10 protein-coding genes are annotated in these 12506 nt (G+C 42.2%); all 10 read left to right on the top strand.

Annotation, left to right across the window (positions count from 1 at the left end; translation table 11 throughout):
- The first annotated feature begins 1 nt into the window (after position 1).
- On the top strand, positions 2–151 hold the full coding sequence (locus DXC01_RS20285) for a hypothetical protein (RefSeq protein WP_004612798.1): 150 nt from the start codon (positions 2–4) through the stop codon (positions 149–151).
- A gap of 169 nt (positions 152–320) precedes the next feature.
- A complete protein-coding gene (locus DXC01_RS08455) occupies positions 321–956 on the top strand; it encodes a sigma-70 family RNA polymerase sigma factor (protein WP_004612797.1) in 636 nt (211 codons plus the stop codon).
- A gap of 39 nt (positions 957–995) precedes the next feature.
- Positions 996–1382, top strand: coding sequence for an RNA polymerase sigma factor (locus DXC01_RS08450; protein ID WP_243111579.1), 387 nt, complete (start codon positions 996–998; stop codon positions 1380–1382).
- Between the two features lie 407 nt (positions 1383–1789).
- Positions 1790–7771 carry a SpaA isopeptide-forming pilin-related protein gene (locus tag DXC01_RS08445; protein WP_015540940.1) on the top strand — a complete coding sequence of 1994 codons (5982 nt, stop codon included), beginning with the start codon at positions 1790–1792 and terminating at the stop codon, positions 7769–7771.
- A 100-nt stretch (positions 7772–7871) separates the two neighbouring features.
- Positions 7872–8024, top strand: a complete 153-nt coding sequence (locus DXC01_RS20280; RefSeq protein ID WP_004612794.1) for a hypothetical protein — start codon at positions 7872–7874, stop codon at positions 8022–8024.
- 39 nt (positions 8025–8063) lie between these two features.
- Entirely contained in the window at positions 8064–8579 is a 516-nt protein-coding gene (locus DXC01_RS08440) for a PcfB family protein (RefSeq protein ID WP_117548360.1), read from the top strand.
- Complete coding sequence (locus tag DXC01_RS08435; RefSeq protein WP_243111578.1) at positions 8576–9772, top strand: type IV secretory system conjugative DNA transfer family protein; 1197 nt, start codon at positions 8576–8578, stop codon at positions 9770–9772. The genes DXC01_RS08440 and DXC01_RS08435 overlap by 4 nt, the downstream gene beginning before the upstream one ends.
- A gap of 271 nt (positions 9773–10043) precedes the next feature.
- Positions 10044–11927: a recombinase family protein gene (locus DXC01_RS08430; protein ID WP_021738891.1), complete on the top strand. Its 1884-nt coding sequence runs from the start codon at positions 10044–10046 to the stop codon at positions 11925–11927.
- Positions 11924–12307 carry a TnpV protein gene (locus tag DXC01_RS08425; RefSeq protein ID WP_021738890.1) on the top strand — a complete coding sequence of 128 codons (384 nt, stop codon included), beginning with the start codon at positions 11924–11926 and terminating at the stop codon, positions 12305–12307. The genes DXC01_RS08430 and DXC01_RS08425 overlap by 4 nt, the downstream gene beginning before the upstream one ends.
- A 9-nt stretch (positions 12308–12316) precedes the next feature.
- Positions 12317–12496, top strand: coding sequence for a hypothetical protein (locus DXC01_RS08420; protein ID WP_021738889.1), 180 nt, complete (start codon positions 12317–12319; stop codon positions 12494–12496).
- The last annotated feature ends 10 nt before the right edge of the window (positions 12497–12506 follow it).

Here is a 12506-nt window from a genome sequence, read left to right as displayed (position 1 = left end):
GATGACCAGACAAGAAAATTTAATCTATCGGAAGCAGTGTCCCTATGATGCAATGGGAGACTATTCTGTTTTGATGGAAAATGAAAAGAACATAAAAACAGAAAGAAATGCAAAGAAGTCTGACCGGGACATCAGACGGAAAATAAAATAGAGGCTGCTGTAAATTAGCAGAAAGGGCAGTAAGGAAGTTTCAGGCTCTCGTTAAAAAAAACGGGTGTGCCGGAAGCTGTTTTTTACTGCCCTTTTGCCAGTAGATCAGTAATAATCCTATCCTTTCTGCTGATGGGCACCTGTTGCCAGCAGGCAGAAGGGTGGTAATTATGCTGACATTGCAGGAATTGAAACAGGTTGTAGGTAACAGGGAAGAAAGAAGAAAGGTTCCATCCGCCAGGTATTTAAGAGAAAACGATGTGGCAGTTGTAAAGCAGAGACTGATAGATGGTGCGGAAATTATTGCGTATCAGACAGGATATGTTTTCTATTGTGCAGGTGATTATGGAACGGTTTTTCCTTTATTTACCTGTCGAGATTATGTATATGAAGCAGGAAGAAAAATAACAGTTGTTAAGGAAGATTTTTTTGATAATCAGCCCTGGTATGTGCGGTTGATATTAGAAGGTGAAGATCGGCTGTGCAGGAACAGGGAGGTACGAGAACATAATAATTGCATTTCATATAGCCATATTTCAGAAGGCTGGTGCGAATTGGTGGACAAAAGGCAGAATGTACTTGAAAAACTGATTATAGAAGAAGCTATTGGAGAATTCATGGATCTGCTGACTGACCGGCAGAGACAGGTGATCCATCAAATTTATTTTCAGCAGCGGACACAAAGAGAAGTGTCACGGGTGTTTGGAATTACAGAACCAGCAGTATCAAAATGTATTTCACAGGCAAAGCAGAAAATGAGAAGAAATGCAGGCAGACTGATCGGAGTGCTTCAGAAGGGAGAATAAAAGATGCGTGGTAAAAAACCAAAGGAAAGACAACGGTATGTGCTGCGTGTAAATGAAACTCTCGTAGAAGTTACCAGAGACGTATATCTGGCATGGTACCAGTCAAGAAGAAAAGAAAGATACCAGCTTGAAAAAATGCAGAAAAATGGTGTATGCGGAATAGAAAAAGTAGAGGAAACGAGTTACAACAGTTATTTGCATATATTATCACCAGAAGAAATAGTCATCAGGCTGTCAGAAATACAAGAGCTGCAGGAAGCTCTGAAATATTTGTCTGAAGAAGAAATGGAATTGATAAGACTATTATTTTTTGAAGAGTACACAGTAAAAAAAACAGCACAATATTTCGGGTGTTGTACAAAGACAATCAGAAACAGGAAAAACAAAGTATTGCAGAAACTAAAAGACAGGCTGGAAACTTTGTAAGTTTTTGCTGTTTCAAAAAATTTTCTAAAAAAATTTCAAACAGGTTAATTTTTGCCCTTTCACACATGCGGTTAGTGGAGGGGCAAATGTCTATCTTAATTCAAAATAATAAATTCCCTCTAAAAGTGAACCTTGACAATTTCATATCAGCAGCAAGAGGATACCTGAATTTCCCAGCTACGCATCTGGCGGCGGGTGTTCGGTGACAACGTGAAGGGCAATGGATGAGAGGCACCCTTGGCAGGAATGATTACGAATTACCTCTTGCGGCTTAAATAGCTCAATCCTGTTTTTATTTAAAAGTCAATCCAAGACATAAGGGAGGTGGTTCCTATGATTGATTCATGCAGGTGTAAGCCTGAACGAAAGTGGAGTAAATTATCGAAGAAAGAGAGGACTCAGTCAAAATGAAAATGCGATTTAAAAGATTCTTGTCGGGATTTATGGCAGTTGCAACTTTGGCGTCTGTTATCGTTCAACCAGTCATGGTTTCTGCTTCTGAATTAGAACCAGAGCCAACTTCATTTGAACAGCAATATCCGGAACTGCAGGATGTGCAGGATACTCTTGACAAAGATGAAATTGTGGAAGCAAAGGATATTGAGATTCCCTATGGAGAAGAATTTGAGGTGGAAGTCGATCTGTCCGGTATAGAGGGCGTGAATGAAAAAAAGGTGAAAGTTTTATTCCATGAAGCAAAGAGTGAAGCCGGTACAGATTTTGACGCACATACACCGGATACCTACAAAGCTGTCTATGCAGTAGAACCAGTCAGCGGTCATCCAGCTTACAGAGTAAGCAGAAACATTACGGTAAAAGAGCCGGAAACAGAAGCACAGACAAAGAGTTCTTCTGAAAATACAGCTGGTGAAGGGAATGCCGGTGAAACAGAAGATTCTGGTAATGCGGAGGAGGATGCTGATTCGGATGGGTCAAAAGAGATTGTAACAGATCTTACAGATGACCAGGAAGTGACGACGGATGAAGAATCTGGTCTGACCGTTTCAGAAGTAATGGATCAGGCAGAAAATGAAGGAATTGACTTGTATGAGATGGAGCCGGGTGAAACAGTGACATTTATGGCGGCAGCAGGAAATGCAAGAAGTTCACAACAGGTTTCAGTGACAAGAGGTGCCGAATACCGATATGCGGATTATGGTTATGGAACTTATCTGACGTATCAGTATACCGTAAAATTCGGTAATGTGTCTGCCACAGCTTATTGTGTACAGCCGTCCAAACCGGGACCTGGTACGGGAACATATACAATCAATAAGGTTGGGGATGGCAAAGCACTGGCTAAAGTATGCTACTATGGCACAAAAGCCTCTGGCGATGATGGATTTTTTACAGAAGAAAATGGCTATGGAAACCTGAGTGCAGGAGCCAGATTTATTCTGGTACATCTTGCTGCGTCGTATGCGAATGGCAGTTCAGATGCTTTTTCTGGTGCAAACACTACTGCACAGAATCTTGCGAAAAAACTTTATAATTATTGTATTTCTCAGCCAGATATTCCGGATGTGGCAATGTCTTTTTCAGATGCAGATGTGACAGCTTATGTAGATGGCAACAGCCAGAGAACAAAGGAAATCACTTTTAAAGCAGATGAACTGCAGAGTATCACAATGAAACTCCCAAGTGGTGTGAAACTCCATAACGTGACAACCGGAAAGACAAGCAAAGCTGGCGAAGCAGTGGAAATCAGTGGTGGAACTAAGTTTTATTTATCTGCACCTCTTACACAGGTACAGGATGTCGCAGGAAACTGGTCTGCAACGATGAAAGGCAGTGTAACAAAAGATTATTCTGCGTATAAGATCAGTACCGGATCTGGTTCACAGGACCTGGCACTGGTATTTGGTGAAGGTGTTGATGATGAAAAATATGTGGACTTCAAAGTAACATGGGTACAGTACGCAAGTGTTAAGGTGATTAAAAAAGATGCAAAAGCAGACGCAAAGCTGGCAGGTGCCGTGTTTGGTTTATACAGTGATGCAAACTGTACAAATTTAATCACAAAGTTACCGGCAACTGATGCGAATGGGGAAGCGTCCGTACAGATCATTAAGACACAGAATACCGTATATCTGAAAGAGATTACAGCTCCGACAGGATACCGTATCAATGCAACTGCCTACAACGTAAAACTGGAAGTCAGCAAAACAGCAACTGTGACTGTTCCGGATGAAGAACAGATGGGCCAGCTGACTGTTTATAAAGAAGGTCAGGTTCTGACAGGTGCAGATGTCACCGAGAATGGAACAACATTTAAGTATGAGAAACGCAGACAGAAAGGTGCGATTTATGATGTGTATGCCGGGGCAGATATTAAAACTGCTTATGGTGCCAAGGTTTACAGCAAGGGTGATCTGGTCAAAGAGAATCTGACAACAGACTCGAATGGGGCAGTCATTCTGAAAAACCTGCATCTTGGTACATATATCGTCAAAGAAAAACAGGCTCCGACCGGATTTTATAATGCCGGGGAAGAAAAGTCTGTCACTCTTTCTTATGCAGGACAGAATGTAGATGTTGTTTTTTCTGAGACAACCTTTACGAATGACAGACAGAAAGCAGAAGTGATTGTGACAAAGCAGGATAAGGATACAGAAAATCCTCTGGATGGAGGAATTTTTGGACTTTATGCAGCCAGTGACATTAAAAATGCAGATGGAACGGTTGTTGTAAAGAAAGGCACTCTGATTGAGAAAGTGACAACTGGAAATGATGGAATGGCGAAGTTTACCGCAGACCTGCCGCTGGGATTTTCCTATGATGTAAAGGAAGTACAGGCTCCGGAAGGCTATCTGAGAAATGCGGATGATGTCTATACGTTTACTTTTTCTTATACAAACGATAAGGAAGCGAAACTGACATTTAAGCATACCTTCAGAAACGAGCGTGTGATAGCAAAGATTTCCTTACAGAAGCAGGACAAAGAAACAAAGAAGGCTGTTCCACAGGGAGATGCTACTTTAGAAAAGGCAGTCTATGGACTGTATGCCCGTGAGGATATTGTCCATCCGGATGGAGCAACTGGTGTGATCTACAAAGCAGGCGAGCAGGTTGCCACTCTCACAACAGATAAGAATGGACAGGCTTCCGTAGATGGATTATACCTTGGTAATTACTATGTAAAAGAGATTACTCCGCCAACGGGTTACCTGGCAGATGAAGAAGAACATGATCTGGTCTGCAACTACGAGGGTGATCTTGTAGCGGAAGTGAAGCGTGACTGTCTGTCTCTGGAACAGGTGATGAAGCAGCCATTTGAGATTATCAAGGCAGCGAACAACGGAAAGACAGATGCCGATTTACTGAAAGGTGCAGGATTTACCGCTTATCTGGTATCATCCCTAACAGTAAAAGAAGATGGCAGCTATGACTTTGATTCTGTCAAGCCGGTAGTGATCGGGGAAAATGGTGCAACAGAGATCTTTACAGATGAGAAAGGGTATGCCCGCAGTATTGCACTTCCTTATGGAACTTACATCGTCCGTGAAACAACCACGCCACATAATTACACTCCGGTCAATGATTTCATCGTGCAGATTACGGAAAATCATCCGACTACACCGCAGGTATGGAGAGTGCTGCTTGACAAAGAGTTTGAAGCAAAGCTGAAGATCATCAAACAGGACGATGAGACAAAGAAAGCAGTGCTTCAGAAGAATACAGAGTTTAAGATTTTTAACCTGGATACAGAAAAGTATGTGGAACAGGTAACAACCTATCCGACGACGGTAAAACACAAATCTTATTTTACAGATGAGCAGGGATACTTAATCCTTCCACAGAATCTGAAAATTGGACATTACCGTATTGAGGAAGTGAACGCACCTTATGGATATACGCTCAATGAGAATTACTATGAGGTGAATGTAGATTCCAATACAGCATATCAGATGGACGGAACTTCCGGCGATGTGATCATCGAGATTGCATACGAGAATCATCCGGTTAAGGGAGAACTGAACATCGTAAAACAGGGTGAGGTCTTAAATGGTTATAAAGATGACTTTACTTATCAGAAAGAAACTCTGGAGGGAGCAGTCTTTGAGGTATATGCTGCCGAAGATATTTATACAGCAGATTTCCAGAAAGATGATAATGGAAACCGTATCCTGGAGTATGCTTCTGGGGAACTGGTAGGAACTGTTACCACGGATAAGGATGGAAAGGCACAGATCGCTGACCTTCCACTTGGAACCTATAAGATTGTTGAAAAGACAGCACCAGAGGGCTTTGTGTTAAATGAAGAAGCACAGACAGTAACATTTGAATACAAAGACCAGAAAACACCAGTTATTGAGCAGACAGCAACCTTTGAGAATGACCGCCAGAAAGTGGAAGTGTCCGTAGTAAAACAGGATGCAGAGACAAAAACGGTTGTGGCGGGTGCAGAGTTTGGTATCTATGCAAAAGAAGATATTCTGGCACATGAAGAAGTGATTGTGAAGGCAGATACCTTACTTGGAAAAGCAGTCAGTGGGGAAGATGGAAAGGCAGTATTTGACGTTGACCTTCCATTTAGTACTTACTATATCAAAGAACTTGCAGCTCCGGCAGGGTATGTCTCTTCTTTTGAGACTTTGGAAGTGACTGCCAAATATCAGGGACAGGATGTGAAAATGGTAGAGCTGGAATCTGTATTTAAGAACCAGCCGACAAAAGTAACCTTTACGAAGTCCGATATTACGACAGGCGTGGAACTTTCCGGGGCAACGCTTACGGTGCTTGATAAGGATGGAAATGTGGTAGATACATGGAAGTCTGTAAAGGGTGAGGAACACTTGATTGAAAGACTCACAGCCGGGGAGACATATACTCTTCGTGAAGAAATGGCTCCTTATGGCTATCTGATGGCGGAAGAAGTTTCCTTTACTGTGGACGATACTGCTGAAATCCAGAAGGTAGAGATGAAAGATGCAGTGCCAACCGGAACACTTATCATCAATAAAAAAGGTGAGTTCCTGGAGAAAATATCTGCACTGGATTCCATTGGCGGATGGATGAAGCATCTGTTTGAATATCTTTCCGGTTCCCTGAAAGACGTTACTTTTGAGGTTTATGCCTTAGAAGATATAAAAGCGGCGGATGGTGAGAGTGAAGATTACTACAAAAAGGATGCACTGGTAGCAACAATCACGACGGATGAAACAGGAGTGGCGAAACTGACAGACCTTCCTCTTGGCAAATACTGTGTCAAAGAGAAAGAGACAGCAAATGGATATGTCCTGGATGGAGAAGCTCGTGAAGTGGATCTGACTTACCGTGACCAGAATACCGCAGTTGTTACTTATTCTGCTGACTGGCAGAACAAACGCCAGAGAGCAGAAGTAAACGTGTTAAAGAAAGAAAAAGATTCCGACCGTGTACTGGAAGGGGCTGTATTTGCCCTGTGCAATAAAGAAAATATTGTCAATGCAAAGGGCGATGTGATCTTGAAAGAGGATACGGTTATTGAGGAGCAGGCTACGGATAAGGAAGGAAAACTGACCTTTACGGCAGATCTGCCACTTGGCTATACCTACTATGTGAAAGAAACTTCTCCGGCACCGGGATTTGCGACAACAGACCAGGTACAGGAATTTACTTTTGAATATGGTGGGGCAGATAAGGAAACACTGTCTTATGTGTTTACTTTTGAAGATGAGCCGACAACCGTAGAGTTTACCAAAACATCCCTGACAGACGGAAAGGAGATTGAGGGAGCAAAACTGAAAGTTACAGATGAGAGTGGAAACACTGTGGATGAATGGACTTCTGGTAAAGAACCACATATCATCAAAGAACTGACCGCTGGCAAGAAGTACACCATGACAGAAACACTTCCTGCGGACGGTTATGTGACAGCAGAGAGCATCACTTTTACGGTGGAAGATACCGGTGAAGTACAGAAGGTGGAAATGAAGGATGATGTGACAAAAGTGCAGATTTCCAAGACCGATATTTCCGGTAAGGAGCTGCCAGGAGCGAAACTGACGATCCTTGATAAAGATGGAAAGACCGTAGAAAGCTGGACATCTGAGAAAAAACCACACTATATTGAGATGCTTCCAATCGGGGAATATATCCTCCGTGAAGAAACTGCACCGGATGGTTATCTGGTTGCAGAAGATGTGAAGTTTACGGTCAAAGATACTGGAGAAATCCAGAAGGTTGTGATGAAGGATGAGGCGAAACCAGAGGAAACTCCAACAGAGACACCGACGGAAACACCAGAAACCACACCAACACCGGAGACAAAAACCACAGAAGAAACAAAGAAATCGACTTCACCAAAGACAGGAGATAATACACCGATTCTGTTCTGGATTCTGCTTGCAGGGGCTGGAATGGCTGGTCTTGGTGGAACAGTGATTCTTCGCAAAAAGAAGAAATAAGAGATTATAAGATTTCTTAGTAATGGATGAGGGCATTTATGGACACAGGATTCATAGATGCCCTTTTATAAAATTTCAAAAGAATTAGGGAGAAAAGAAGATGACAAAAACAGTATTGATCGTTGCTGCAGCTGCAGTATTTCTGGTATATGGATTTGTCCTTTGGTGCTGTATCAAAGTGGGGGCAGAATCAGAAAAAGAATATATGAAACTGGCAGAAAAGAGAGGAAAGGAGCAGCAATGTGATAAATGAGGATAAGACAGCAGTGAAAGAAGAAAGGGCGTGGTGTGATTGCAGGATGAAGTGAATGAGAAAACAGTCTCACTTTGTATCCGCTGCGGCAAGGTCACTGCCAACCTGCTGAAAGCTGCCATGGTAAAGGCTCTTGCAAAGATGGAGCAGGAGAAAAAACAGCAGGGACAGAAACAGCCCCAGAAGGAAAAGGAGGATAAGACCTATAAGGGAAAACAGAGTCTTGATAAGCTGATGAAGCAGAATGTACAGCTGTCCAACATTGAGATCACAGATGGAAATATCAAGTCTTTTGAACGGGTAGCAAAAAAGTACAGCATTGATTTCAGTCTGAAAAAAGATGTGACTGCTGACCCGCCAAGATATTATGTGTTCTTTAAGGCAAGAGATGCCGATGTGATGACTGCCGCTTTTAAGGAATATACAGGACAGACGTTGAATAAGGACAAAAAACCATCTGTGAGGAAGAAGTTACAGCAGGCAATCACCAAATCGCTTGCAAAGCACAGAGAACTGGAGAAAACAAAAGGAAAGGAGAAGGAGCCGTCATTATGAGCAGATTACAGAAATTGCTTGGTGTAGGAAAAGGATACCTGGAGAGGTTACCGCCGGTGGATGTACATAAGCTGCTTCGGATTGTTCTGATGAATCTTCCGTATATCGTGATCTTTTATGTGGGAAATAAGCTGGCATGGTTATATCAATACTGTGTGGGTGATTCCATGATAGAAAGACTGATGGTACTGGTCTTAAATTTCCAGATGGCATTCAGCAGGATTCTTCCAAGTATGCATAAAAATGAATTGCTGGTTGGGATTACAGGAGCCGTGGCGGTGAAGCTCTTGGTCTATATGAAAGGGAAAAATGCCAAAAAGTTCCGGCAGGGAGTGGAGTATGGTTCGGCAAGATGGGGGACGGCAAAAGACATTGCACCCTTTATCGACCCGGTATTTGAGAACAATATCCTGCTGACCATGACGGAACGGCTGACCATGAATGGCAGACCAAAGAATCCGAAATTTGCGAGGAACAAGAACGTGATCGTGATTGGCGGATCTGGCTCAGGAAAGACACGTTTTTATGTAAAACCCAACTTGATGCAGATGGGAAAATACATCAGTTATGTGGTCACGGACCCGAAAGGGACGATTATCATTGAGTGCGGAAAGATGCTGGTACGGCATGGATATAAAGTGAAAGTATTGAATACGATCAATTTTTCCAAGAGTATGCACTATAACCCCTTCCACTATATCCATTCAGAAAAGGATATTTTGAAACTGGTAAATACGATTATGGTGAACACGAAAGGGGAAGGCGAGAAGTCCAGTGAGGATTTCTGGACGAAAGCAGAGAGGCTTCTGTACTGTGCCCTGATCGGCTATATCTGGTATGAAGCACCGGAAGAAGAACAGAACTTTGCGACCCTGCTTGAGTTTATCAACGCTTCGGAAACAAGGGAAGATGATGAGACATTTAAAAATGCAGTAGATATGCTGTTTGAGGAACTGGAAAAGGAAGAACCGGAGCATTTTGCAGTGCGTCAGTATAAGAAATATAAACTGGCGGCAGGTGTAGTAAGTTTGAAGAGACTTCTTAATCAATCAAATTTAAAGAGTTGGAGCTCCAAAATGATTAAAAAGTCTCTTGAGGCTTATTTTTTTACCTTAAAGAACAAAATTGTATTTTGTAAAAAACAATTTCAAAACATGTCCGTATTTTGTTTCGTCAGTACAGAGATTGTGTAAGGAACTTTAAAAAGATGACACGAAATCAAAAAAGATGCAGTAAGGGGGCTGTAAAAAGACCTCTGAGCATTTCGTTTAGTGTAAGAATCTTTTTTACTTCTTACACGAACCTTGAAAACGAAACAGCCTGCCCGTAGTGATACCAGAACTGAATAGGCATTCAGCGTGTCTTTTTTGGTTAATACGTCCCGGAAACATCAGAACCCGGTACAGGAACGGATATGGGATGAGAACAGGCAATTAATAAACAAAGGAAGGAGGACATCTGACTATGACAGAGAAACAGGGATTCATGACAGCGTTGTATGAACGTCTTAGTCGTGATGATGAATTAAACGGGGAATCCAACAGTATTTCAAACCAGAAGAAACTGCTGGAACAATATGCAAAAGAACATGGATTTACCAATCTTGTTCATTTTACTGATGATGGTATCTCCGGTACAAGATTTGATCGCCCAGGCTTTCTTGCCATGATGAAAGAAGTAGAGTCGGGGAAAGTCGGAACGATTCTGATTAAAGATATGAGCCGAATGGGAAGAGATTATCTGAAAGTCGGACAATATATGGAATTGCTGCGACAGAAGAATGTCCGCCTGATTGCAGTCAACGAGAATGTAGACAGCTTCCGGGAGGACGATGATTTTACTCCATTCCGAAATATCATGAATGAATGGTATGCAAGGGATACCAGTAAAAAGATAAAATCCACTTTCAAGGCGAAAGGAAAATCCGGCAAGCATGTGGCAAGTACAACACCATATGGGTATCTGAAAGACAAGGATGACCCGAATGTATGGATTGTTGATGAAGAAGCAGCTGTAGTTGTACGGAGAATCTTTCACATGACAATGGATGGGTACGGACCATATCAGATTGCCAAGGCACTGAAAGAGGATAAGGTTGAGATACCAGCGGTTCATATGGCAAAGAAAGATGCCGGATTATGGAAAGGCAGAGTAGAAGAAATCAAAGATCCTTATGGCTGGGGCTCTTCTACTGTTGCAGGCATTCTGAAGAAAAGAGAGTATCTTGGTCATACAGTGAACTTCAAGACCAGAAAACATTTCAAGGATAAGAAAAGCCATTACGTATCTGAAGATAATTGGACGGTGTTTGAGAACACGCAGGAAGCCATTATAGATCAGGAAACTTTTGACAATGTACAGAGAATCCGAAGCAATGTGAGAAGATATCCAGATGGATGGGGAGAAGCCCACCCCTTGACAGGTCTGATGTATTGTGCAGACTGTGGTTCCAAAATGTATGTCCATCGAGTAAATAATGGCAAGCGAGTACCACAATATACTTGTTCTGCATATTCTAAAGTTCCGGTTGGAACACTCTGCCAGACACAGCACAGAATTAATGCTGATGTGGTTATGGAGCTGATTAAGGAACTTTTAAAGGCTGTTGCGGAGTATTCACAGTTGAATCGTGAAGAATTTTTGGAGACAGTAAAAAAGGCACAGACTTCACAGCAGTCCAGTGAGATCACAAGATTGAAAAGCAGATTGGCAGAGGCAAAAAAGCGTGTGCAGGAACTGGAAAAACTGATCTGCAGAATTTATGAGGACAATATTCTTGGCAAGCTGCCAGATGAACGCTATGCGATTCTTGATGGACAGTATTCTAAAGAACAGAAAGATTTGTCGGCAGAAATTGCAGATATGGAAGCTGAATTATCAGGCTATGAAGAAGGTCGCAGATCAGCGGAGAAGTTTATTGCTCTGGTTGATAAATACCAAAATTTTGAGGAATTGACCACTTACATGCTGAATGAATTTGTAGAAAAGATTGTGGTGCATGAGCGTGACCGGAAAGGAAGCGTTGAGACGACACAGGAAGTGGAAATCTATTTTAACTTCATCGGCAGATATTTACCGCCACATTTCGGTGAGGTGAAAATGACACCGGAAGAAATTGAAGAAATGGAAAAACGGGAAGCCAGAAAAGACAGGCTTCACCAGAATTACCTGAGAAGAAAAGCAAATGGAAAGCAGCAGGAATACTATGAACGGACAAAGGCAAAAAAGAAAGCCGAACTGGATGCAAAAAAAGAAGAGATCCGGCAGGAAGATATTGCAAAAGGTGTGTTCATTCCGCTATCACTGCTTCCCCCAGCAGAACCGAAGAAAGGAGTTGCATCAGCATGAGCAAATTAGAAAGAATCATTCACGATAACAGTAATGGTCTGGATTATATCCTTGTCGGGGAAATCTATCTGCCACTGATCGCAGTACCCGAAGAGAAAAGAGAGATTGGTTTTTATGGAAGTCTTCACAGAAACTATCTGAAAGATTACAAGAGTGGCTTGTATTCCTATCTGACATTGAGTGGTAAGCTCTGGACGTATCTCGCAGATCTGAATGAGCAGTGTTTGGAACGCAGGGATTTCCTCATGGAACAGATTATGGAGCAGGAAGGCATTACGGAAGAATTGAAAAGCAGAGATCAGATGGAATGGGTTCGCCGGGCAAACAATGCAAGAAGCCGGGTAGATGAAATTATTTTAAATGAACTGGTGTATGTGTAGGAGGGACTTATGAGATACTGGATTGAATATGCAGACGGAAGATGTTGTAATTTTGCAAACAGCAGAAAAGATTTACTGGACTGGCTGAAACTTTTGAAAGATGAAAAAATCGTTGATATCCGAAAGATTTACAAAAGCGGTGTGACAGATTCTGTGATAGACAGCTATCGTAGTTATCTGAAACAGTGAAAGGGGTGGA

It is taken from the genome of Blautia sp. OM07-19, from assembly GCF_003481595.1.
Lineage (GTDB): Bacteria > Bacillota > Clostridia > Lachnospirales > Lachnospiraceae > Blautia_A > Blautia_A intestinihominis.
Note: the sequence above shows the minus strand (reverse complement) of the source record. Positions and strands in the feature narration are given on the sequence as shown.